17 protein-coding genes and 2 pseudogenes are annotated in these 23,555 nt (G+C 66.0%); 12 read left to right on the forward strand and 7 right to left on the reverse strand.

Annotated elements, in window-relative coordinates; translation table 11 throughout:
- Positions 1-173 precede the first annotated feature (173 nt).
- From ACQ86J_RS18965 to ACQ86J_RS18980, 4 genes are all read left to right on the forward strand, one after another.
- Positions 174-1,190 carry a right-handed parallel beta-helix repeat-containing protein gene (locus ACQ86J_RS18965; protein ID WP_431266725.1) on the forward strand — a complete coding sequence of 339 codons (1,017 nt, stop codon included), beginning with the start codon at positions 174-176 and terminating at the stop codon, positions 1,188-1,190.
- Complete coding sequence (locus tag ACQ86J_RS18970; protein ID WP_431266726.1) at positions 1,118-3,349, forward strand: beta strand repeat-containing protein; 2,232 nt, start codon at positions 1,118-1,120, stop codon at positions 3,347-3,349. Before ACQ86J_RS18965 ends, ACQ86J_RS18970 begins: the two co-directional genes overlap by 73 nt.
- Positions 3,350-3,769: 420 nt before the next feature.
- A complete protein-coding gene (locus tag ACQ86J_RS18975; protein ID WP_431266727.1) occupies positions 3,770-4,261 on the forward strand; it encodes an ATP-binding protein in 492 nt (163 codons plus the stop codon).
- Between the two features lie 8 nt (positions 4,262-4,269).
- Entirely contained in the window at positions 4,270-4,872 is a 603-nt protein-coding gene (locus ACQ86J_RS18980; RefSeq protein WP_431266728.1) for a hypothetical protein, read from the forward strand.
- Positions 4,873-5,062: 190 nt separating this feature from the next.
- Here the strand turns inward: ACQ86J_RS18980 and ACQ86J_RS18985 are convergent, their stop codons facing one another.
- The 3 genes and pseudogenes from ACQ86J_RS18985 to ACQ86J_RS18995 form a co-directional block, all read right to left on the reverse strand.
- The gene (locus tag ACQ86J_RS18985) at positions 5,063-6,559 is read right to left on the reverse strand and encodes an exopolysaccharide biosynthesis polyprenyl glycosylphosphotransferase (protein WP_431266729.1); all 1,497 of its coding nucleotides are present in this window, start codon (positions 6,557-6,559) and stop codon (positions 5,063-5,065) included.
- A 42-nt stretch (positions 6,560-6,601) separates the two neighbouring features.
- A pseudogene (locus tag ACQ86J_RS18990) lies at positions 6,602-7,667 on the reverse strand (UDP-glucuronic acid decarboxylase family protein).
- Positions 7,668-8,316: 649 nt separating this feature from the next.
- Positions 8,317-8,973 (reverse strand): polysaccharide deacetylase family protein, encoded by a 657-nt coding sequence (locus tag ACQ86J_RS18995; protein WP_431266730.1) that lies wholly within the window; start codon positions 8,971-8,973, stop codon positions 8,317-8,319.
- A 359-nt stretch (positions 8,974-9,332) separates the two neighbouring features.
- On the opposite strand from ACQ86J_RS18995, the gene ACQ86J_RS19000 reads away from it, so the two are divergent.
- From ACQ86J_RS19000 to ACQ86J_RS19030, 7 genes are all read left to right on the forward strand, one after another.
- Positions 9,333-10,199, forward strand: a complete 867-nt coding sequence (locus tag ACQ86J_RS19000; RefSeq protein ID WP_431266731.1) for a right-handed parallel beta-helix repeat-containing protein — start codon at positions 9,333-9,335, stop codon at positions 10,197-10,199.
- A complete protein-coding gene (locus ACQ86J_RS19005; RefSeq protein WP_431266732.1) occupies positions 10,153-10,671 on the forward strand; it encodes a right-handed parallel beta-helix repeat-containing protein in 519 nt (172 codons plus the stop codon). The genes ACQ86J_RS19000 and ACQ86J_RS19005 overlap by 47 nt, the downstream gene beginning before the upstream one ends.
- 150 nt (positions 10,672-10,821) lie before the next feature.
- Entirely contained in the window at positions 10,822-11,199 is a 378-nt protein-coding gene (locus ACQ86J_RS19010) for a hypothetical protein (protein WP_431266733.1), read from the forward strand.
- Between the two features lie 261 nt (positions 11,200-11,460).
- Complete coding sequence (locus tag ACQ86J_RS19015; RefSeq protein WP_431266734.1) at positions 11,461-12,234, forward strand: hypothetical protein; 774 nt, start codon at positions 11,461-11,463, stop codon at positions 12,232-12,234.
- A gap of 205 nt (positions 12,235-12,439) precedes the next feature.
- On the forward strand, positions 12,440-13,987 hold the full coding sequence (locus ACQ86J_RS19020) for a carbamoyltransferase C-terminal domain-containing protein (protein WP_431266735.1): 1,548 nt from the start codon (positions 12,440-12,442) through the stop codon (positions 13,985-13,987).
- A gap of 41 nt (positions 13,988-14,028) precedes the next feature.
- Positions 14,029-16,500 (forward strand): acetoacetate--CoA ligase, encoded by a 2,472-nt coding sequence (locus ACQ86J_RS19025; protein WP_431266736.1) that lies wholly within the window; start codon positions 14,029-14,031, stop codon positions 16,498-16,500.
- Positions 16,433-17,320: a GNAT family N-acetyltransferase gene (locus ACQ86J_RS19030; RefSeq protein WP_431266737.1), complete on the forward strand. Its 888-nt coding sequence runs from the start codon at positions 16,433-16,435 to the stop codon at positions 17,318-17,320. Before ACQ86J_RS19025 ends, ACQ86J_RS19030 begins: the two co-directional genes overlap by 68 nt.
- 352 nt (positions 17,321-17,672) lie before the next feature.
- Here ACQ86J_RS19030 and ACQ86J_RS19035 read toward each other — a convergent pair whose 3' ends face one another.
- Positions 17,673-18,749, reverse strand: coding sequence for an NAD-dependent epimerase/dehydratase family protein (locus tag ACQ86J_RS19035; protein WP_431266738.1), 1,077 nt, complete (start codon positions 18,747-18,749; stop codon positions 17,673-17,675).
- 533 nt (positions 18,750-19,282) lie between these two features.
- Here ACQ86J_RS19035 and ACQ86J_RS19040 point away from each other — a divergent pair.
- Complete coding sequence (locus ACQ86J_RS19040; RefSeq protein ID WP_431266739.1) at positions 19,283-20,140, forward strand: WecB/TagA/CpsF family glycosyltransferase; 858 nt, start codon at positions 19,283-19,285, stop codon at positions 20,138-20,140.
- A 71-nt stretch (positions 20,141-20,211) separates the two neighbouring features.
- On the opposite strand, the gene ACQ86J_RS19045 is transcribed toward ACQ86J_RS19040, so the two are convergent.
- From ACQ86J_RS19045 to hpnJ, 3 genes and pseudogenes are all read right to left on the reverse strand, one after another.
- On the reverse strand, positions 20,212-21,186 hold the full coding sequence (locus ACQ86J_RS19045) for a lysylphosphatidylglycerol synthase domain-containing protein (protein ID WP_431266740.1): 975 nt from the start codon (positions 21,184-21,186) through the stop codon (positions 20,212-20,214).
- Positions 21,183-22,001, reverse strand: a complete 819-nt coding sequence (gene hpnK, locus ACQ86J_RS19050) for a hopanoid biosynthesis-associated protein HpnK (protein WP_431266741.1) — start codon at positions 21,999-22,001, stop codon at positions 21,183-21,185. Before hpnK ends, ACQ86J_RS19045 begins: the two co-directional genes overlap by 4 nt.
- Before the next feature lie 94 nt (positions 22,002-22,095).
- Positions 22,096-23,551: pseudogene (gene hpnJ, locus ACQ86J_RS19055) on the reverse strand (hopanoid biosynthesis associated radical SAM protein HpnJ).
- Between the last annotated feature and the right edge of the window lie 4 nt (positions 23,552-23,555).

Genomic DNA, 23,555 nt, shown 5'->3' on the forward strand with positions numbered 1-23,555 from the left:
AATTATTAATCTACTTTATTGCAACGCAACATAGATAGTGAAGCCTTCATTCATTAATTCATTAATTATCGTGAAGGAATGGTAACGCGTATTACGTTCATTTCTCCGTTCCTACACGCTCTTTGGACGTGATAGGCCTCTCGCCGACAACTTCACGAAAGCGAGAGTCAGATATGGACGCCGCAACCATTGCTAACAACGCCGGGATCACCACAGCGGTTTATGCCCCGCCTTCGAACTTTGTCCGCATCGCCGCGGGCGCGAACATCCAAGCCGCCGTCGACGCCAACCCGAGCGGAACTGTCTTCCTCCTCAGCGCGGGCACCTACACCGGCCAGACGATCCACCCGAAGAACGGCGACAGCTTCTACGGCGAGAATGGCCAGACGGTCCTGAACGGCGCGGGGGCGCAGCACGCCTTCGAGGGGCAGGGAGTGGCGAACGTCACCATTTCCGGCCTCAAGATCACCAACTACGCGCCGCCTGACCAGGGGATCGGCGCATTGGGCACGGATGGCGGTGCGACCGATTGGGTCGTGCAGGGCTGCGAATTCACGGGTATCACGTCGAGCGTTGCGATCATGCTCGGCACCCGCATGATAGTGCGCGACAACTACTTCCACGATAACCAGACTGCCGCTATCGGCGCCTGGAATGTGACCGGCGCCGTGGTGACCCATAACGAGATCGCCCACAACAACCTGTCCGGTGCAGGGCCGTTCAGCGCAACCGGAGCCGGCGCGGGCATCAAGGTGGCCCAGGCGACCGACACGATAATCTCGAACAACTACATCCACGACAACGTGGCTGCTCCAGGCATTTGGACGGACATCAACTGCAGCGGTACCGTTATCGAGGGCAACCACATTGCCAACAACGACGTCACCGGCATCATCGATGAGCTTGATTATGGCTCGACGATCAGGGGCAACCTGATCGAGGGCAACAACGACCCGTCCTATGACGGCTTCCAAGGCGGCGGCATCTACATCCAGAATCTCGCAGAATGCCGAGGTGACCGGCAATATCCTCCGTGGGAATGTCGGAGGCGTCTGGGTCTACAGAATCAGATCGCGGGACCGGCACCCAGGGGCCCTGGGTCGTCTCCAACGACTCCGTGCACGACAACATCATCCAGCTGTCGGCCGGCACCAATGGCACGGGCGGCAGCGTTCAGGCATCCGACGTGAAGTGGTACGCGAATACCTATTACCTCTCGGGCTCGGCGCAGCTGTCGAACGGGGGCACGGTATCCGTGTCCCAGTGGCAGTCCGCCGGCCTCGACACGACGGCGAGCGGCACGACCTTCAACAGCGGCTCAATGCCCTCCGACCCGTCGACCGGCTCGACCGGCGGCGCGACGCCGGTGGTGCAGACCATCGGCTCCGGCACCGACAGCCTGATCCTGAAGGTCTCGCAGGACTACTATCTCGGAAACGCGCAATACACCGTCGCGGTGGACGGCCAGCAGATCGGCGGCACGCTGACCGCGGGCGCCATCGCCGGCAGCGGGCAGGACGACCTCCTCACCGTCAAGGGCAACTGGGCGGCGGGCAGCCACGCGGTGACCGTCAGCTTCGTCAATGACTTGGCTGGCGCCTCCGCGGGCCAGGACCGCAACCTGCATGTCGACGGCGTCAGCTTCGCCGGCACCGCCCTGGCGAACGGCACCGCCGTGCTCTACAGCAACGGCAGCTCGAACTTCGCCTTCACCAAGGCGGCCACGGCCACCACGCCGGTGGTGCAGACCATCGGCTCCGGCACCGACAGCCTGATCCTGAAGGTCTCGCAGGACTACTACCTCGGCAGCGCGCAGTACACCGTCGCGGTGGACGGCCAGCAGATCGGCGGCACGCTGACCGCGGGCGCCATCGCCGGCAGCGGGCAAGACGACCTCCTCACCGTCAAGGGCAACTGGGCCGCGGGTAGCCACGCGGTGACCGTCAGCTTCGTCAATGACCTGGCTGGCGCCTCCGCGGGCCAGGACCGCAACCTGCATGTCGACGGCGTCAGCTTCGCCGGCACCGCCCTGGCGAACGGCACCGCCGTGCTCTACAGCAACGGCAGCTCGAACTTCGCCTTCACCAAGGCGGCCACGGCCACCACGCCGGTGGTGCAGACCATCGGCTCCGGCACCGACAGCCTGATCCTGAAGGTCTCGCAGGACTACTATCTCGGTAACGCGCAGTACACCGTCGCGGTGGACGGCCAGCGGGTCGGCGGCACGCTGACCGCGGGCGCCATCGCCGGCAGCGGGCAAGACGACCTCCTCACCGTCAAGGGCAACTGGGCCGCGGGCAACCACGCGGTGACCGTCAGCTTCGTCAATGACCTGGCCGACGCCCTGCCCGGGCAGGACCGCAACCTACACATCGACGGCGTCAGCTTCGCCGGCACCGCCCTGGCGAACGGCACCGCCGTGCTCTACAGCAATGGCAGCTCGAACTTCGCCTTCACCAAGGCGGCCACGGCCGGCGACACCGTTCCGGCAATCTCCTTCGGCACGCCCGGCACCTGGGGCCAGGACAGCAGCGTCTGGCAAGGCCATGCCACATATGGTGGCGAGGATTTCCACACCTTCCGTGCCACTCCCGCCTGGGGCGGGGTAGTGGCGGCGCAAACCGCACCGACCAGCTGGGCCACGACAAACGCCACCCATCTCGCCTTCGACAACTTCCAGCAGGTGCAGCTCACCCTGAGTGCCGCAGGGACGACCGGCCTCGATGTCACGGCGGTTGCCGCAAAATCCGGCAACATCACCACGGGCGGCGGCAATGACACCATCACCTGGGTCGCACACAGCAATGCCAGCGGCACGGGCAATATCATGACGATCCACACCGGCGCGGGCAACGACACGGTGCACATCACCGCCGTCGGCCTCTCGCCACTGGCAGCGTCGCACGCGACCGGCGACGGTAGCCTGTACAACGCTGCCTATACCGGCAGCTACTCGACCGCTGACGTCTATCTCGGCTCCGGCAACGACACGGTGACCACCGAAGGGGCCACGCGCCTGGTGCTGCATGGAGCCGGCGGCTACGCCATCGCCACCGGTGGCAGCAGGGCCGACATCTTCTATGCCGGCACGGGCCGCGGTGACTTCACCGGCGGCGGCGGCAACGACACTTATGTGCTCAAGTCCGGCGTCGGTCATATAACGGTCGAGGATTTTGCCACCGGCTATGACCATCTCAAGTTTGTTGGTCTGACCGCCTCCGGAGTGACGAGCAAGCTGGCGACAGAGAACGGTGTCGCCGGCCTCCTGGTCACCTACGACGCCGTGGGTGACAGCGTGTTCTTGGCGCATGCCACGAAGCTTGGTGCCACGGACATGGTCTTCGCCTGAGTTGGCGAAATCCGCCGGGCCTTTGGTCCCGGCGGAGACAGGCGCCCGGACTTCGCCATCGCGATCCTGGCACCTGCATTGGGGGCGCGTCTTGTCGGGCGCGCCTCGGCTGCAGCATTCGCGCCTCGCACCGCAGTTGTGCGTGTACCGTTGTTCCTCCCAAGGCTAGGCTCCCGGCCAGTTTCGTCGCGCCCGTCTGGTCGCCGAACAGGCATTTTCCAAGGAAGCCATGCTAGAGCGCGTCTGGAGACCGATCCGCATCCTACGCGGCACGCAGCAACCGGCACTACAGCCGCGCGGCACCCCGGACCGGAGCCAGAGCGACAACCATCGGCGACTACCGGGATCGAGAGCGTCAGGCTCCGCCGCCAACGGCTCTCCGAAGCCTTCACCCCAAGCAGACCGCAAGCTGGAGAGGGCATGCGGCCGGTCGGTGCGCAGGGCAGGAATTCCTTCATCGGCCGCGACGCGGAGCTGAAGCGGATCTTGCGCGCCGTGATGGAGGACCACTCCCATGTGATCCTTTACGGCGAGCGTGGTTACGGCAAGACCTCGCTCGCCAACTTGGCCATGGGCGCGATCCGCAAGGCTGGGCTCCCGGTTTCGCGCCATGTCTGTTCCGTCGGTAGCGACTTCGACACCATCATGCGCGGCTTGTTCCGTGGCATGCCGCTCAGGTCGCTGGATCTCGCTCTCCCAGGGACTGCCGATGGCGTGCAGAACGGCGAGGCCTTGTTGCCGCCGCGGCCCGTTCGACCCGCCGATGTCGTGGCGGTCGCGACACGCTTCGGCGGCGTACGGCCTGTCCTCGTCATCGATGAGTTCGACCGGATTGCCGACGACGCCACGCGCGTTTCCCTGGCCGACACGATCAAGCAGCTTTCGGACGAGAGCGTCGGTCCGTTTTCCTGATCATCGGTGTGTCCGACAATCTCGAGCAGTTGCTCGGCCGGCATCCCTCGATCCAGCGCTGCATCAGTGCCATAGCTCTGCCGGTCCTGCAGCCGGTCGGATTGGAGGAGATCGTCGCCAGGGGTAGCAGGGACGCCGGCATTGAGTTTCCCGAAGCCGCACGCGCCTGCATTGCGATCCTCGCGCGCGGCATTCCCTACGTCGCGCATCTGCTGGCGTTGCGGGCTGGCCAAGCGGCGCTCGAGCGGGGTGAGGACGTCGTCAGCGGCGCATCCTTGACCGACTCCATCCTCGCTGCTGAGGCCGAAGCGGATCCGCGTATCGTCAGCCTCTATGATACGCTGACCGGCCGTGGCCAGGATGCGGGCATGGTGGCGCTGCTGCAGTCTGCCGCTGGAAACTACGACGCATTTGGACACTTCGCGGTGCATCCCACACCGGGCGGCATCCGTCTGAGCAGGCTGCCAGACGGCGCACGGAACTGGCAGCGGCTGCAGCAGAATGGCGCGGTGACTAGCGCCGGCGCCAGATTGGACCGCTTTACCTTTACCGAAGCGATGCTGCCGGTCTACGTCCTGCTGCGCGCAGCCGGCCGGCCACGATCCGCCTGAAAAGGGCGGGTTCCGCCCGCGGTGCGGGCGACTTCACCGCGCCGAGCGGCTCGACCTTTTCGCCCCTAGGCTGGCGAGCCTTTCCTCTTCGCCCAACAGCGGATGAGCCCGTGACCCATCCGCATGTCGCTTCGCTGCACCACCCAGCACCATGCTCGCCGCGCGCGATCTGACTATCCGGGCAACTACATTAATCGGCATGGAAGCTGGCGAAGCCGCCGATGACGGTCCGGAAAAGGATCCGAAGGTCCAACCCGAGCGACCAGTGGTTCAGGTACCATAGATCGAGCGTGACCCTGCGATGCGCTTTCTCGAAAGTGTCGATCTCACCGCGCGATCCGTTGATCTGCGCCCAGCCGGTGATGCCGGGCTTCACCAGGTGCCGCGCGCGGTAACGCTCGACCGCTTCGAAGTAGTATTGGTCGCCGACCCGCATGTGCAGCGGATGCGGCCGCGGGCCCACCAGGGACATCTCGCCGCGGAGCACGTTCAGGAGTTGCGGCAACTCGTCGATACTCGTTCGCCGCAGGATGCGGCCAAGCCGCGTCACCCGATCATCATTCGCCGCCGTCCGCTGCGCGCCGCTCGTGTCGCAGCGATCCTCATACATCGTGCGGAATTTGAGGATGAGGATCGGGCGGCTGCCAAGTCCGAAGCGCCACTGCCGGAACAGCGCCGAACCGGGAGATCTGAGTCGGATCGCAAGGGCGATCGCACCCAGGATCGGCGCGAGCGCGACGAGCGCCGTGGCGCTTACGGCAATGTCGAGCGCACGTTTGGCGGCGCCGGCGAGGCCCTGATGCGGATCGACCGCCAGGTCGGCGAGCGCGAAGGGCCCGATGCGGATCAGCGTCGGCGACAGGTGCACCAGGGACTCCGCCTCGAAGACGACGCAGATGGTCACCGCCTGATCGGCCAGCCGCTCGCATACCGCGGCGATCCGGCTTGCGGCGTTCTCGCCGACGATGGTGAGGGCGACGATGCTGACGGAGGATTTCTCGACCATGTCGACGAGCCGGTCGAGGCCCCCGGGCTCGCGGTCGTCCACCCGGCCAGCGAGGGTCCAGCCTTCCCCGGGCTCGGCGGCCAGCACGCGGGCGACCTTCTCCGAATGCTCGCGTGCCCCGACCAGGACGATGCCCCTCGCATCGGTCAGCGTCCGTGCAAGATGCGCCGCGCCCTGCCGCAGCCCGATGGTGACCGCTGCGCTGGCGATGAGCCAGGCGAGCAGCCATTCCAGCAGCGTCGGTGCCGGCGCGACGAGCTGCGACTGCCCGAGCCATGTCGCGGCAGCGACCGCCAGAATGGCGGCACTGTTGGCCGCGACCGCCCGGTAGACGGAGGCTTTGGGAGGAGACAGGGATGCCGGTGCCGTCCGGATGGCGGAGCGGATCGCGGCGGCCAGGGCTGTGGCCAGGACCTGAAACCGAGGATTGTCGCGCTGCCATAGCCCGCGACCGGGAAAGCCGCATAGGTGATGATCGCCACCACGATCAGCGCCAGCGCATCGAGCCCCGCGACGGCCAGGCGGACGCTGCGGGGGGCGATGCGCCGTGGCAGACGCGGGCCCACCGCTGCGGGGTTGGCAAGGAGGACACGAAGATCGGGGGCAAGCCCGGCGATACCGTCTTCGCTCATGTTTTTCCTCACAGACATCGCGGACGCCAACCGGGTCGCGGAAGACCAATGACGGGCTGCCAAAGGTCTTCCGCCAGGCTTGAAGCTTGGATCAGGCGGGATCCGGACCGAGCGCGGAGACCGTCTGTGCCGGCACCGTCAGGAGGTCGCGCAGCATCGGCGAAGGCTTGTCCAACGCCTGCGACAGGATGCTCCGGCGCGGCGCCATGTCGAGAAGCCGCCGGAAGTAGTCGATCGTGCGCCCCAGCCCTTCCTCGAGGGCCGTGACAGGGGCCCAGCCTTCCACCAGCGACTGGACCTGGCTGATGTCGGGCCGGCGTTGGCGGGGGTCATCGGAGGGCAGGGGCCGGAACTCGATCCGCGATTTGGAACCGGTCAGCTTCAGCACGAGTTCGGCGAGCTCGCGGATCGTGGATCTGACGGGGTTGCCGATATTGACCGGCCCGCAGACATGCGCAGGCGTCGCCATCACGCCGATCAGCGCGTTCACCAGGTCGTCGACATAGCAGAAAGACCGTGTCTGGCTGCCGTCGCCATAGAGCGTGATCGGCTGGTTCTGCAACGCCTGAATAATGAAGTTCGAAACGACCCGGCCGTCTGCAGGATGCATGCGCGGACCATAGGTGTTGAAGATACGAACGACTTTGATTTCCAGCTTGTGCTGGCGATGGTAGTCGAAGAACAGGGTCTCTGCGCAACGCTTGCCTTCGTCGTAGCAGGACCGGATGCCGATGGGGTTCACGTTACCCCAGTAGCTCTCCTTCTGAGGGTGTTCGGCTGGGTCGCCATAGACTTCGGAGGTCGAGGCCTGAAGGATGCGCGACTCCGGTGCGCTTGGCGAGGCCAAGCATGTTGATCGCCCCGTGCACCGAAGTCTTCGTCGTCTGCACTGGATCGTACTGGTAATGGATGGGCGAGGCCGGGCAGGCCAGGTTGTAGATCTGGTCGGCCTCGACATAGAGCGGGAAAGTCACGTCGTGCCGCATGACCTCAAACAGCGGATCGCCGCAGAGATGCGCGATGTTCGCCCGTGATCCGGTGAAATAGTTGTCCACGCACAGGACGTCGTAGCCGAGGCCGATCAGACGCTCGCACAAATGAGAACCGATGAAGCCGGCCCCACCAGTCACGAGGACGCGGTTCTTGTAATCGCGCATGTATCTACGACTCCACGCAAGGTGAAAGGTGCTTCGAGCTCCGAGGTCGCACTGCGCAGCAATCGGAACTTGCGCGCAAATAGAACCATATCTCTACTTCAGGTCGGGAAGACGCCGGATGCGGACCGGTGTTGCGATAGGCACGAGCTATACACCCCAGGATCTCCGGCGAGCGTTTGCTGCACTGCGGCCGTCATAATGCCTAGTTTTCGACGGAGTGGAAACGGGTTGCGTCGGAATCGTGCCTGTTTTGCGGCTTTGTGATCCCAGAATTGCCTACGATCTCTAGATTTATACACTCTCGGTTGAATTATGTGGATTGTGTTCTTTCAGAAAAGTGCAGCATCTGCATGCAGAACCATATTATCCTCAGCGCCCTTGGTACTGAAAGTTGTGCTGATCTGGAACGGTATCTTCGAATCGATTATTCGGCCCTCGAAGTATTGAGGTCACCCCGGGGCTGGAATTCTTGTGGGGCGTGCGGGCACTCCCACGGTCGGTCCGACCGGGGGCCGCTCGCCTGACAACTCGCATGTGCCGCCCGTCGGGCGCCACCCCATCTGGTCCAAGCCAGGCAGCCGGGATCACGCCGGACACATACGTGCGGGTGCGTCATCGTCGTCCCGGGCGGTTCATGATCGACGTCGCGTCAGGCCCCTTCGGGACGGAGACTGCTGGCCGGCATGAAGGACAGCCGCGGGAATTCCTTGACCCGCTGGATGAAGCTGTCGAGGTGATCGGCGGTCGTCCTGACATTGTCATGCAGGAGGATGCGGGAGTCGCCCCATAGCCGGACGAGCCGCGCCGTATGCCTGACCCAGCGGTCCGGCTGGTAGCTCGGCCGCCAGTCACGGGTGCTGACGTCCCATAGGACGGTTTGGTAGCCGAGTTCGGCTGCAACTTCGTCCACCAGCTGGTTGCGGGCGCCATGCGGCGGTCGGAATACCTTCGCGGTGCCGAGCACGTCCCCGATCGCGTCCTCCGCCCGCCGCAACTCGTCGCGCACCGCCGCGGCGGACAGCGTCCGGAGGTCGGGGTGCGTGTGGCTGTGGTTGCCGATGCGATGCCCGGCCGCCGCGATCTCACGCACGAGGCCGGGCGCCTCGGCCGCGCGCTCACCGATGAGGAAGAAGCTCGCAACGACCGAGTGCTTCTCGAGCACGGAGAGGATCCGTGGCGTATGGATCGGATCCGGGCCGTCGTCGAAGGTCAGCCAGACGCGTTGCGGCGTACCCGCGAGGCTCTTTGCGCCGCGCCAGGCGAGTTGCACCGGTAGCCGTACATACTTCCCGATATCGTCAAGCATCCCGTCCGTCCTCGTCAGGCCGCTTGCGCCGCAGCCGCAGGCACCGTGTGGTCAGCACTCAGGCAACAAATTCACGATGCGTTGCGTTACTGGGCTTTCGACAAGCTGTGGCAGGATTCCGGCGGCCTGCAGCGCATAGTGGTCCGACACCCCGCACCTGCGCTTCCTCGCGGGCTACCATGTACTATGCCCGGGCATCCTGCCGTGCCGCTCTCTATCCAACCTGGGACTTCGCTATGCCGCCCTTGAAGCCGACGCCGGATGCGGCGCGATGCCGCCGCAGCAGCGCAGGGGCCACATTGCCGGGCTCCAGCACCACCGTTCCGCCACGGCCCGACAGACGCCGCCTGATCCAGACGATGGGCTTCCTCCTCGGCGGCAGGATGATCGCCAGCACCGCCCGGGCGGAATCGCGTACCGCCGATGCGCCATTGCTCGGGCGGCAACAGGGGGCTTCTGGGCGCGATCCGCAACGTGGCGTCGTGCCGGCTTCCGTCGGGGGAATGACGGGCGCGCAGGATGCGGCGCTCCGCGCCATAATAAGGAATTCCGGTCGGACCGGCGTTGCCGCGGTCCCGCCACCCGGTGCCATTCCGATTGCCGCCGGCGCGAAAATTCAGGACGCGGTCGATGCGCAGCCTCCTGGGACCGCGTTCATCCTGGCCGCGGGACGCTTCGTCGGGCAGACCGTCTCCCCGAAGAGCGGCAATCGGTTCTACGGCAGCGTGGCGTCAGGTGACACCATCCTGGAAGGCGCAGGCGCCGCGCGTGCGTTCCAGGGGCAGGGCATCGCGGATGTGCTGCTGAGCGGCTTGGTCTTCGCCGACTGGGCTACCCCGAACGAATCGACCGGTGTGCTCGGGACCGATGGAAGCGCCAGGGGCTGGAAGGTCGAGAACTGCACCTTCCGCCACAACCGGATCGGGCCGCCGGTGATGCTGGGCGCTGGGATGCGTGTGGTGAACTGCCACTTCCACCACAATGAGGCGTCGGGCATCGGGGCCTGGAAGATCCATGATGCCGAAATCGACCATTGCGAATTCAACCATAACAATCAAAAGCGCGAGTGGCCTTTTACCGCGACGGGAAGCGTTGCAGGAATCAAGCTGGCCTGGACGACGAGATCTCCGCTTCACCAACAACCACATTCACGACAACATCAACACGGTCGGCTTCTGGTTGGACGTAAACTGCAGCGGCAGCCTTATTTCGGGCAACTTGATTGAAGACAACGATGTGGGCGGCATGCTCATCGAGCTGGATTACGGCGCACTCATCCAGGACAACGTGATCCGGCGGAACAACCTGTCACTCGCAGACGGTTTCAAGGGCGGCGGGATCTACATCCAGAACAGTTCGAACGTGATCGTCCGCCGCAACTTTGTCGTCGGCAATGGCGGCGGCATCTGGCTATACGAGAGCAATCGCGGGCAAGGTGCGCAGGGTCCCTGGGTCACCCAGAACAACCAGATCGAGGACAACATCATCGCCTTCACTGCCGGCAGGAACGGTTTCGGCGGCAGCGCCCAACACACCCCGACAAATCGCTTTCAACGAAACACCTACTATGTCGCCGGCGCCGGAAGCTTCTTCCTCGGCACGCCAGTGGATATCGCTGGTTGGCAGAAATTCGGCTTCGACACACCGGCCGGTGGATCAGTTGTCAACCTGCGGCCACTATCACCGGATCTACCCTGATAGCGCGGAGGGTGCAGTGAGGCGCGCAGGGGTGTTCAACGGTCCATGCCGGACCACCCATGTCCTGGTCGCGCTCTCCACGACGCGGCAGCGGAGCAAAGCATGAGCGTGGCGGGGGTATTGGTGCGTATGGGTCGGCGGCTTCGACCCGTGGTCGCGCCGGACCGGCTGTCCCGGGCGCTCGCGATGGTGACATCCCAGGGCGTCATCAGCCTGGGGTTTTTCGCCACCAACCTGCTGCTGATCCGCAACATCGCGCCGGACGATTTCGGCGCTTACGCTACTATTCTCGGAATCTTCTTCCTGGCAGCCAATTTCTTCGGCGCCTCGGTGGTCTATCCCATGACCCTCGAGGCGGCAAAGCCCGACGCGGCGATGCGGGGGTGTTCGGCGCCACGCTGGTCAGCGGGTTGGTCGTCGTGGTTCCGCTCAGCATGCTCGTCGCCATGGCCGCCTGGGTCATCTCATCTGCCCAGGAGGCCGCTATTGCAGCGGTTGCGCTCACCTTCTGGCTTCTGCAGGCGGTGACGCGGCGCAGCCTGATCGTGCAGCGGCGAATCCTGCTCGCGGCCGTGGGCGACGGCGTCTGTCATATCGGCATGCCGCTTGGCGTTCTGATTGCGTCGAGGTCGCATATGGCGTCGGTGGAAGTCGCATTCGGCTCGCTCGCGCTGAGCGCCTGCATCGCCGTCGTTCTGCAGGCCTGGCAGTCGGGTATCCGGCCCGGTCACCTGCGCTTGTCGCGGTCCCTGCTCGGGCAATCTCTGGCGGGTTGGCAGGATGACCTCGGTGGGCGCGCTCGGGGATGTCGTCGCGCCGCAAGTGGTGGTTTGGACGCTGCTTCTGCTGCATGGAAAATCCACGGTCGCCGCACATTCGGCGATGATCTCGCTCCTCGGCGTGTCGCACCCGCTCATCTTCAGCATCCAGTCGATCGTCGTGCCAGCCCTCTCGCGCCGGCTGACGCAGGTGGGCGAACGTGCCGCGATTACCGGCGGGATCGCGGATGCCGCGCCGATCGCCCTGACGGCCATCGGGTTCGTGCTGCTGATCGGGGCATTCCCGGTCGAGATCATCAGCGTGGTTTTCGGCGCCGGCAATCGGTACGTGGACTATGCTGGTGCACTGCGCCTCGGCGCTCTTTCCTATGTTGTCGTCATCCTGGCCGAATGCCTGGAATGCGCTGCTCCTCGGTCTCGGCTGGTTGCGGCCGCAGCGGAACATGCAGCTTGCCGGGCTAGCGGCGGCGCTCAGCGTCGGAACCTCGCTGGCGGCGGCTTTCGGTGTGTTCGGTTCGGCGATCGCCGGTGGCGTGGCGGCCACCGTCCGGGGCGCCGTGGCCATCGCGGCCTTGTGGCGCGGGCTGCCTCCGCGCGCTGCATGCCTCGAGCCCAGCAGATGAAGGCTGGAATTCCTGTGCTTTTCCGGGCCGCCGCGAGCGCCCGCCGATCTGCAGCAGGGGGTTGTCCTAGGTCACGTCCATCCCAGGACACTACTGCCCAGCGAGGCTTGGCGCCCGGCCCTGCATTTGCCGCATGTCCGGGGGCTAAAGATGACGACTAGTTTGCGACTGGGGGGTAAGTGAGATGGCCATTCTTGGTATCAGCGGACTTGCCGGGGTAGAGCGCTTCCTGAAGGGAAACTTTCCGGAGCGAATGGCGCTCGGCGAGCGGATGATGCAGGGCATGGACACCGCGGCAGCGGTGCTGAAGCAAGCGCGAGGTTGTCGCCGCCGCGGCCCAGGAGCGATTTGACCGGGAGAAGAAGAGTGGCGCCCCCCTTCGCGGCGATCGACTACTGCCTTGACGCGGCGGGGACCTCGTTCCGGAACCTGGATGCGGTGTGCGCCAATTTCGATTATGGCCGCTACGAGATCGCCTTCCAGGAACCAGTTGCGAAGGCCTACTACCAGACCTGCCTCGCGCCTCGGGCGATGCAGGCGATGCTCGTTGAGCGTTACGGCATGTGCCCTCCTTTCGTTCCGGTCGATCACCACTTGGCGCATCTCCATTCGGCGCTGATCAGCGCGCCCTTTGAGGAATGCCTCGGAGTCGTCATGGATGCGGCCGGGGAGATCGGTTCCACCTCGGTCTATCATGTGGCGAAGGGCCAAGTGCGGCGCCTCGCTCGCTATCCGCTGCAGAGATCCCTTGGCGCCTTCTACTCCCTGGTGACGCGCTTTCTCGGTTACGCCTTCAACGAGGATGAGTACAAGGTCATGGGCCTGGCCAGCCTCGGCAATGCCGACAGATACACGGACTTCTTCGCCTCGGCGATCCTGCTGCGGGACGGGGGTCAGATCGAGATCCCGTCGCTGGAGGAGAACAGGAGCTTCGTCGATCGACTGTTCTACGCCGGTACCATGCAGGTTCTGGAGAATGGGCTGGGCTTCGCCGGGGCGGACGCGCCAATCGGCCAGAAGGCCGATGTCAGTGCCGCCTTGCAGCGACGCTTCACGGAAGCCGTCTTCCACATCTGCGCGCATTTCGCCCGCGAGGCGGGCACCGCCAACCTCCTGCTGAGTGGCGGCTGTGCGGAGAATTGCATGACCGCAGGCGCGCTCCGGGACGATGGCCGCTTCGAGCAGGTCTATGTCGGCTATGCGTCGGGCGACGACGGCACGGCGCTCGGCGCGGCGGCGGCCCACAGCGCTGCTCTCGGAATGCCGGTTCGGGCGCTGAACCGCATGCCTTTCTTCGGACCGAAGCCTCAGGCGGCCGAGGTCCTCGCCCATGCGGCGGCGCGCGGCCTAAACGTCACCTCCTTTTCCTCCACCGACGCGATGCTGCAGGCCGCGGCGAAGGACGTCGCCGAGGACAAGATCATCGCGCTTTGCAACGGCCGCATGGAGTATGGCGCGCGCGCGCTCGGCAACCGCAGCCTGCTTGCGCTGCCTTCCAACGCCGCCAACAAGGATCGCATCAACCTGGCGATCAAGAAGCGGCAGAGCTACCGCCCCTTCGCGCCCGCGGTGATTGCGGAAGCCTCCCATGTCTACTTCGACCTGAAGCCGGGCGAAGCCTATCCCTACATGACGATGCTGACGCGGGTTCGTCCCGACTGGGTAGAGCCCTTGGCAGCCATCGTCCATGTCGATGGCACGGCACGCGTCCAGACCGTGGATGCAGAGCACAACCCGGCATTCCACCGTTTCCTCACGCTGCTTGGCCAAATGTCCGGTACTCCGGTCGTCCTAAACACCAGCTACAACGTCAATCACCAGCCGATCGTCTGTAACGCGGAGGAAGCCATTGACACCTTCGTCGAGATGGGGATCGACGCGCTCTACATCGCCGATACCTGCGTGACCCGCTAGCGGCATCCTGGAGGCAATGCGGCGGCGCCTTGCCGCTGCCGTTGGACAGCAGCGTGCCGCGATCGATGGCAGCGCATGATGTGAGCCGGTGGACGAACGAACGCCGCACGACGGACGGCATCCTTGACGGATATATGAAGCAACCCACCGGCCACGCCGCTGGTCAATCGATGGCAGCAACGTCGATACTCGCCATGCATGCAGCGGATCATTCAACAGTGACGAAACCACAGTTAGTGGCCGCGGTGACATATCTGCCGGATCCTGCGGCTATCGAACACTCCCAGCTCACCCAGTTCGTCGAGCGACTCCGGGTCGAAGCCGATCAGGAGTTCGACGACTACAAAGAATCTGATCGCTTTTCGGCCGCCGATTTCCGCACCTTCTGGTCCAGCTTCTGGCGCTGGTCGAAACTGCCGCATGAAGGTGCGCTCGAGCCCGTCTGCGTTGGCGACACATGCGAAGCTGCGGTATTTTTTCCGCGGTTGCGCCTCAACTATACTGAATGTCTGCTGCAGGGCGACCCGGACCGCCCCGCCCTGACGGCCTGCCATGCCGAAGGACGATATGAGAGGCTGACCTTCGGCGAGCTGCACGCAAAGGTTGCCAGGCTGTCAGCCGCGCTTCTGGGATGGGGCATAGGGCCGGGCGACCGGATCGCAGCCGTCGCCCGCAACAATGCGGAAGTGGTCATCGTTGCTTTGGCGGCTGCGGCGGTCGGTGCGGTTGTCGCCACCTGCACGCCGGATATGGGCGCCTTCGCGATCCGCTCCCGTCTCGCGCCGCTTTCCCCGAAGCTCCTCTTCGTCAATCTTGCGCCGCAGCCCTGGGACTTGGGCTCGCCAGTCGCGGACCGCATTGCAGAGCTTCTCACCGACCTCCCGACGCTGGTTGCAGTCGTGGCGCTCGATGTCGGGGTGCTGCCGCCCAATGCCGCAGCGACGCTGCATCGCCTGGCCGACCTGCTGCGCGACGGCATGCCGGAGCATCGTGCCTGGCCGCGTCTGCCCTTCAACCACCCACTTTTCATCATGTTCTCTTCCGGCACGACCGGCACGCCGAAATGCATCCTGCACGGCGCGGGCGGCACCCTGATCGAGCACGTCAAGGAGCACCGGTTGCATTGCGACCTGCAGGAAGGAGACAAGCTGTTCTTCCAGACCTCCTGCGGCTGGATGATGTGGAATTGGCAGCTCAGCGCCTTGGCATCCGGCGCGGAGATCATGGTCTATGACGGACCATTGGATCGGCTGGACACCTTCTGGCATCTTCTCTCGGAGCACGGCGTCACCGTCTTCGGCACCAACCCGGCCTACCTGCAATATTGCGAGGCGCTGGGGTACTCGCCACGGTCCCACCACGATCTGTCGAAGCTGCGCAGCATCCTGTCCACGGGGTCGGTGCTCTATCCGCGCCAGTTCCACTGGGTCGGCAAGGAGGTGAAGGACCTGCCGCTCCAGTCGATCTCGGGCGGAACCGACATCATCGGCTGCTTCGTTCTGGGCAATCCGAACCTTCCCGTCCATGCCGGCGAGGCGCAGTGCCGCAGCCTCGGACTCGACGTGCGGGTGCTGCCGCCGGCCGATGATCCGCGCGCGAGGACGGGTGAGCTGATCTGCGCAGGGCCCTTCCCGTCCCGCCCGCTTGGATTTTACGGCGATGCCGATGGGGCGCGCTTCCACCGCAGCTACTTCGCGGCGAATCCCGGCGTCTGGACGCATGGCGACCTGATCGAGCGGACGCCCTATGGTGGCTGGAAGCTGCACGGGCGCTCCGACAACATCCTCAACATCCGCGGCATCCGCGTCGGGCCGGGCGAGATCTACGCCATCCTCAAGGACTTCGACGAGATCGCCGAAGCGATGGCCATCGCCAAGGAAAGCGAGGAGGAGCCCGGAGGGGTGCGCCTCGTGCTGCTCGTCGTCCTCCGCCGCGGCGCCAAGCTCGACGCTGCGCTGTCGAAGCGCATCCGCGCGGAGCTGGCGCGGCGCGGCTCCGCCGCGCTCGTGCCGGCGCAGATCGTCGCGGTCGATGCCTTGCCCGTCACCCTCAGTGGCAAGCAGTCCGAGGTGGCGGCGCGCGAGGCAGCCAATGGCCGCCCGGTGCAGAACCGCGACGCGCTGCGCAATCCGGAATCGCTCGACCAGATCGCCGCGCGCCTCGCCTGCCCGGAGGAGGTGGTCCAATCCACGGCAGCGGCGACCGTTGAAGCCCGGCTGACTGCGCTGTGCGGTTCGGTGCTCGGGCTGCCGGCACTCGAACCAGCGGACAACCTCCTCGAACAGGGGGCCGACTCACTCCGGGTCTTGAACCTGCTGCTGTCGATCGAGAAGGAGTTCGGCCGCAGCCTGCGGATGTCCACGGTGCTTGCGGCGCCGACCATCGCAGGCCTGGCGCGGCATCTGCAGGACCTCGCCGGGCGAGGCCCAGGAGCAGGCGAGCGGGATGTCCGGCGAGCCGAGAATCCGGGCGGTGACGCCGGCAGATCTCGATCCTCTCTGCCGCTTCCTTGAGGCCAGCTTCGTCGGCTCCGGGATCGGGGCGTCGGTCTGGCGGCGGCTCTTCGAATACCAATGGCTTGAGGAGGCGCATGATCACGGCCTTCTGCTCGTGGCCGGTGACGAGATCGTCGGTTTCCTGGGCACGGTCCATGCGCGGCACCCGCTCCGGGACGGGGCGCGCTTCTGCAATTTCTCGTCTTGGTATGTGCGACCGCAATACCGGGGCTGGGGCATTGCCCTGCTCGTGGCCGCCTCGCGCGACGCTGATACGACATATACCAGCTTCACGCCGTCCACCCTGTCTCAGCGAGCCTTCGCTGCCCTGCAGTTCACCAAACTCGGCGGAAGTCGGATCTTCATGCCGCTCTTCACGCATGCCGATACCCTTACGGCGCCCGCGCCGCGTATCGATTGCGAGCCTGAGGTGGTGCGTGGCCTGCTCGATCCGGCCGAGCAGCAGGTTTTCGACGACCACGCTCCCTTCGGATGCCTGCAACTCGTCATCCGTTCCGGGACAGAGCGGGCCTATTTGGTGATCAAGCGTCGTGTGCAACGCATGCCAGGACGACTGCTGCGGTCTCTGCCGGTAAGGTTTCCGTATTCGGAGGTGCTGTACTGCAGCGCGCCGCAGCTGCTGGCGCAGCACCTGGAGCGCGTGAAGCTTGCGGTGCTGCGGCGGCAGCGGACCGGCGCCTTGGTGGCCGATTCACGTCTCTGGTCCGTTCCCCCGAGGGGTATCGCCCTGCCGAACCACGCGGTCTACCAATCCGCCACGCTCGACGGGCGCGGGATAGACAAGCTTTATTCGGAGCTCGTACTGCTGCCCATCTAAGAGCAGCGCGCTGAGGCAAGATGGCCTTCGTCGATCCTCGAGCGGGTGGAGGCACCCGGTCCGGCCCAGACCGTTTATGCGCTGTGTCGTTGACTGAACCATGCCGGACCGTCTGGGCCAGGAACCCGGCTGGATCGCACTCGACATGGCCCAACGCGGCACGCTGCAAGACGGGTCATGGCTGGGGATTGCAACGGGCATCCTGACCAGCACCGGTGGCAGGTCCACCCGTCCTTGCAACCAGGTTCAGACAGCTGGACCGTGCTGGCTTCCGACCCACTCAAGGTCGCCCTGACGCAACCGGCTCGCAGATGCGATCCGGCGCGTTCCGCCTCGGGTCGGTGGGCAAGCCTCAGGCGGCGGCGCCCGCCATCCGCTCGCTCAAGCCCAGATGGATATCTTGCATCAGTTCACGGATATCGTACTGGTAATCCCATTCGGGATACATCGCGCGGAACTTCCGTACGTCGCTGATCCACCAGATATGATCGCCGATGCGGGCTTCGTCGCTGTAGGTGAGGCGCATCTTGCGGCCAGCAAGCTCCTCGGCCATCGAGACCGCCTCCTGCATCGAGCAGTTTGAGTGGCGTCCGCCACCGATATTGAAGACCTCGCCTGAGACCGGCCGCTGAAAGACGCACCAGAAGGCATTGGCCAGATCGCGGGAATGGATGTTGTCTCGCACCTGCTTACCTTTGTAGCCGAAGACGGTGTAGGGCGTGTCCGTCATCGCGCATTTCAGCAAATAGGCGAGGAAGCCATGCAATTGCGCGCCGGAATGCCCGGGTCCGGTCAGGCATCCACCGCGGAAGCATGCCGTCCGCATGCCGAAGTAGCGTCCATACTCCTGCACCAGCAGGTCGGCGGCTGCCTTGGATGCTCCGAACAGGCTGTGCAGGGTCGCATCGATCGACATCTCCTCGGGGATGCCGAACTCGGCCCATGCATGCTCGGGCGACAGCTCCATCCGGGTCGATTGCTCGACCAGCGGAAGATGGTTGGGTCGGTCGCCGTAGACCTTGTTCGTGCTCACGAAGATGAAGACTGCGCCGGGCGCATGCTTGCGCGTCGCCTCGAGCAAGGTGAGCGTACCATTGGCATTCACGGTGAAATCTGTGGCCGGCTCGCGCGCTGCCCAATCGTGTGAAGGCTGCGCAGCGCAATGGATGATCACCGATATGTTGCGGCCATAACGCTCGAACAGCTGGTTCATGGCGGCTTCGTCGCGGATATCCGCATTCACGTGCGTGTAGCGCTTCAGGCCGCTGCGCAGCGCATCGACCTGCCAGCGCGTGCTCGCCCCGTCGCCGAAGAAGTATCCACGCATGTCGTTGTCGACGCCGACAACCTCAAGGCCGCGCTCGGCGAACAGCCGGGCGCACTCGGCGCCAACAAGCCCACCCGATCCGGTCACGATGGCGATGCTCATGCCTTGGTTCTCCGACTTGTTTGTAAATGTCGTGGTCTGCAGCCCTGACCTTTCGACAAGGCTGCGGATGCCCTGAGACCCGAACTGGCCACGACGATGCATCGGTTGCACAGCGATGCGAAGCAGGTGAGGGGTCAAACACCTGTCAGCTCAGCGGAATGGGTTGGCTGGATGCACCGTCCGGCGCATCCCCGGGCCGGCAAGCAGGCATTGTCGGTCGCGGCAGAAGATCGGTCGGCAAGGATGATGCTGCCCTGTTCCAACGGACTCAGGTTCTGCGGCCATCACGCCGAACGTAAGTGACTATGGCGTGAGGTGCGGCGCTGGCAGGAAACCTTGTATCCATCCGCCGCGCGGCATCCGCTACGCTCCCGGTCAAGGCCCGCACGCGGCCGATGCTGAACACCGGTTGAGCCGCACACGGTCGCTCCTGTTGGGCTGGGCCGGCTTGAGGTACCCGGTGAGCGAGGCGCAACCGCTGTGCAAGTTGCTGCGCAAGGCACAGACATCGCGTAGCTGGCTAGCGCGGACGAATGGAGGATCATTTGTCGGATTTTGCTGCAGCGGGCCCCGCCCCGCGGACCGCATTGGTGCCTGGCCGTCACAACATCCTCGGCGTCGCGATCACTGCAACAGACTACGCCCGCACCTGCGCGGCCGTGCGGCAGGCGGCCGTCGCCAGGCAGCCCCTGACGGTTACGGCACTCGCGGTCCACGGCGTGATGACCGGCGCGCTCGACGCCGAACATCGCCGCCGCCTCAACGCGCTCGATCTCGTTGTGCCGGATGGGCAACCGGTCCGTTGGGCACTCAACCTGATGTTCCGCGCCGGTCTCAAGGACCGGGTGTATGGGCCCGATCTGACGCTGCGCATCTGCCAGATGGCGGAGGCGGAAGGCCTGCCCATCGCATTCTACGGCAGCAAGCCGGAGGTGCTGGACGACCTGCGCGAGAATCTTCTCGCACGTTTCCCCAACCTCAAGATCGCCGCTATGCTGCCATCCCGCTTCCGCCGCGTCGGGCCGGAGGAGCAGGCGGCGATCGCCCAAGACCTGGCCGAGAGCGGCGCGCAGATCCTTTTCGTTGGCCTTGGCTGTCCGCGGCAGGAGGTCTGGGTCTACGAGCACCGCGAGACGCTGCGCATGCCGCAGCTCGCGGTCGGGGCGGCCTTCGATTTCCACGCCGCGCGCCTGGCGCAGGCGCCCGGCTGGATGCAGGACCGCGGCCTTGAATGGCTGTTCCGGCTTTTCCGTGAGCCGCGTCGGCTGTGGCGACGCTACCTGCTGCTCAATCCGCTCTATGTCACTCTGCTGCTGTTGCAGGCGGTCGGTCTCCGGCGGGTATCCGAGGATGCCGAGACGCCGCTGCCGCGGTACGAGGGCTACGCCTGACATCGCGTAAGCCGGTTCCGGTCGGCCCGCGTCGGAGGGCGGGTCGGTCTCGGTCGAGCCGCGGGCGACAGTCAGCCCAGGCCCGGCACGGCGCCGACGAGCCGCCGTTCGGCCCAGACCCAGGCGAGCAGCCCGGGCAGGAAGACGACGAGGTCGCGAATGCGCCGCGCGACGGCCAGCGCCGCGGCGACCTCGGCCGGCAAGCCGAGCAGCATCCCGAGGCCGAGGAAGCCGGCCTCCTGCAGGCCGAGCGCACCGGGCACCAGGAAAGCGGCGGAGGAGACGGCCTGGATCAGCGCTTCGATCGCCAGCGCCTCGGCGGGGCCCACGGGGTGGCCGAGGAAGTACAACGCCAGCCAGATCTCGAGCGCGCCCGCCGCCCAACCCGCGAGCTGCCAAAGGAAGCAGCCGAGAATCGCGCCGCGCACTCGCCAGAGCCGCCGGGTCATGCGGTCGATCCGCGCCGAATGCGCCTGCATTGCCGGGAAGCGGCCGGCGGCGACGCCGTTCAGCAGCCGGGCGAGGCGGGAGAGGATGTCCGCCCGCTGCGCCAGGATGAATCCGGCCGCGAGCGACAGGCCGCAGAGCATGGCCAGCGCGATGCCGCCCCAGCCAATCCCGGCGCCGGTCCAGGCCAGCAGGGCCAGGCCGAGCAGGGCGAAGACCAGCTGGCTGAGGATGGAGATCGCCATGTCCACCATCAGGCTGGCCGCAGCGGGGGCGATCGCGACGCCCTCCCCGCGCAGCAGGCGGTAGGAGGCGATCTCGCCGCCAACGCGCGCGACGGGCAGCAGTCCGTTCACCGATTCCCGGATCCAGACATTGGCGGTCATGGCGCCGAGACTGGGACGGCGCGCCCGCGGCAGCAGCAGGCGCCAGGCATGGCCATTCAGCGCCATGGAGGGAACATGCGCGAGCCCCGCCAGCACCAGGCCGAGGCCGGCGGCGGCGAGCAAGGTACCGACCTCGGAGAAGTCCTGCTGCGCCAGCAGCGCCAGCGCGAGGGCGAGACCGCCTAGGGCGAGCAGCGGGCCGAGACGGCTCATGCGGCGAGCATCGCGGTGTAGCCGCCGGTCGGGTGGCGGGCGGCGGCGGCGCGGACGCGCGGGTCGAGCAGGGCGGCGAGTTCCTCGGCATAGCGGTAGCCCGGCGCGGCGCCGGGGAAGCCGGCCTCGGTCGCGGGGTGCAGGTAGACCTCGGTGACGCCCGCGGGCAGGCGCGGCAGCACGTCGGCCAGGCGGTCGGGGGTGAAGGCGCCGGACCAGCGCAGGCCGACGACGCGGTCGGGCGCGCGCAGCCCGTGCCGGGCGGCAAGGCGGCGGAGCAGCAGGATCATCGGCAGCAGGGCGCGGCCGGCGCCGGGGACCAGCGACGGCGGCTCCCAGGGGATGCGGACGGCGCGGATGCCATGGCGCGCGGCCTCGGCGAAGGCGATGGCGGCGATCACCGGGTGCAGGTGGTAGTGCTTGTGGGCATTCAGGTGGTCGCAGGGCAGGCCCGTCGCGCGGAAGGCAGCGAACTGCGCGGCGACCTCGGCGCGGAGCTGGGCTCGCGCCGCGCCGGAGATGGCGAGGGCCAGGCCGAGCCCGGCCATGTCGTCACGGAAGCGGCCATCCGGCTGGACCAGGGTGGGGATGCGCCCGGGCGGCAGGATCGGGGTGCCGTCGGTCAGCGTCAGGTGCAGGCCGACCGCCAGGCGCGGGTTGCGGCGGGCCAGCCCGACGCCCTCGGCCGCAGCCGGCTCGCCGACCATCAGGCTGGCGGCGGTGAGCACGCCTTCGCGGTGGGCGCGCTCGATCGCGGCATTGACCTGCGGCGAGAGGCCGAGGTCATCCGCATTGACGATGAGGCGCGAGGTCACGCGGGGCCGGCCGATCCTGGCTGGTGATGCGGTCGCGCTGGGCCGACCATCCGATGGGCGCGGCCATCCTGCACCGCGCCCGGCTGGGCCTGGCTCAGGCCGCCTTCTGATCCAGCTTCCCTTGGGCGCTCGCCTTGGCCCGCTCGCGCAGGAAGCCGAAGAACTCCACGCCCTCGCGCAGACGCCGCACCAGCATCTGCCGGTCGCAGAATCATTTCGCCACAGATCGAGGCGATCTTCGGCGCCCGGAAGTAGAACTTCCGATAGAAGGTCTCGACGCTGTCGAAGATCTCGGTGTGCGACAGATGCGGATAGGCCAGCGGCGCGATCTGCACGCCGTGCGCGTCCACGTATTCGGTGTTCGCCGTGTCCAGCCAGCCTTCCTTCGCCGCCTGATCGAACAGGAAGGTGCCGGGATAGGGCGCGGCGAGCGAGACCTGCAGCGTGTGCGGGTTGGTCTCGATGGCGAACTTGATGGTTTCCTGGATGGTCTCCTTCGTCTCGCCCGGCAGGCCGAGGATGAAGGTGCCATGGATGGCGATGCCCAGCTCGGCGCAGTCCTTGCTGAACTTCTTCGCCACCTCGATCCGCATGCCCTTCTTTATGTTGTGCAGGATCTGCTGGTTGCCGCTCTCGTATCCGACCAGCAGCAGCCGCAGCCCGCCATCCTTCAGGACCTTCAGCGTCTCCCGCGGCACGTTGGCCTTGGCATTGCAGGACCAGGTGACGCCGAGCTTGCCCATCTCCCGCGCGATCGCCTCGGCGCGCGGCAGGTCGTCGGTGAAGGTGTCGTCGTCGAAGAAGATCTCCTTCAGCCCGGGGAAGTTGTCCCGGATGTAGCGGATCTCCTCGATGACGTTGCCGACCGACCGTGTGCGGTAACGGTGCCCGCCGACCGTCTGCGGCCAGAGGCAGAAGGTGCAGCGGCTCTTGCAGCCGCGCCCCGTGTAGATCGAGACATAGGGGTGCTTCAGGTAGCCGATGAAGTATTTCTGGTAGTCCAGGTCGCGGCGGTAGATCGGCGAGACGAAGGGCAGGCTGTCCATATCCTCGAGGATCGGCCGCTCGGCGTTGTGGACGATAACGCCTTCCTTGTTGCGGTAGGACAGGCCCTTGATGGCCGACCAGTCCATCCCGTCGGCGACGTCCTTCACCGTGAAGTCGAACTCGTTGCGGGCGACGAAGTCGACCACCGGCGCGTCGCGCAGGCTCTCCATTGCCTGCACCGCCACCTTGGCGCCGATCAGCCCGACCTTCAGCGAAGGGTTCTCCGCCTTCAGCGCCTCGGCCACCTTCACGTCCGAGGCGAAGGAGGGCGTCGAGGTGTGCAGCACCACCATGTCGTGCTGCCTGGCCATCGGCAGCACGTCGGCCAGCGTCTGCTTGTGCGGCGGCGCGTCCACAAGCTTGGACTTCTCGACCAGTGCCGCCGGCTGCGCCAGCCAGGTCGGGAACCAGAAGCTCTTGATCTCCCGCCTCGCCTGGTAGCGGGAGCCGGCGCCGCCGTCGAACCCGTCGAAGGAGGGCGCCTGGAGGAACAGGGTCCGCATCGTC

The organism is Dankookia sp. P2 (assembly GCF_050632255.1).
GTDB lineage: Bacteria > Pseudomonadota > Alphaproteobacteria > Acetobacterales > Acetobacteraceae > Paracraurococcus.

Excerpts from the sequence above, each read along its gene's own strand:
- ACQ86J_RS18965 (WP_431266725.1), top strand. The coding sequence starts at position 174 with ATGGACGCCGCAACCATTGCTAACAACGCCGGGATCACCACAGCGGTT.
- ACQ86J_RS18975 (WP_431266727.1), top strand. The coding sequence starts at position 3,770 with ATGCGGCCGGTCGGTGCGCAGGGCAGGAATTCCTTCATCGGCCGCGAC.
- ACQ86J_RS18995 (WP_431266730.1), bottom strand. The coding sequence starts at position 8,973 with ATGCTTGACGATATCGGGAAGTATGTACGGCTACCGGTGCAACTCGCC.
- ACQ86J_RS19000 (WP_431266731.1), top strand. The coding sequence starts at position 9,333 with ATGGGCTTCCTCCTCGGCGGCAGGATGATCGCCAGCACCGCCCGGGCG.
- ACQ86J_RS19030 (WP_431266737.1), top strand. The coding sequence starts at position 16,433 with ATGTCCGGCGAGCCGAGAATCCGGGCGGTGACGCCGGCAGATCTCGAT.
- ACQ86J_RS19035 (WP_431266738.1), bottom strand. The coding sequence starts at position 18,749 with ATGAGCATCGCCATCGTGACCGGATCGGGTGGGCTTGTTGGCGCCGAG.
- ACQ86J_RS19040 (WP_431266739.1), top strand. The coding sequence starts at position 19,283 with ATGGAGGATCATTTGTCGGATTTTGCTGCAGCGGGCCCCGCCCCGCGG.
- ACQ86J_RS19045 (WP_431266740.1), bottom strand. The coding sequence starts at position 21,186 with ATGAGCCGTCTCGGCCCGCTGCTCGCCCTAGGCGGTCTCGCCCTCGCG.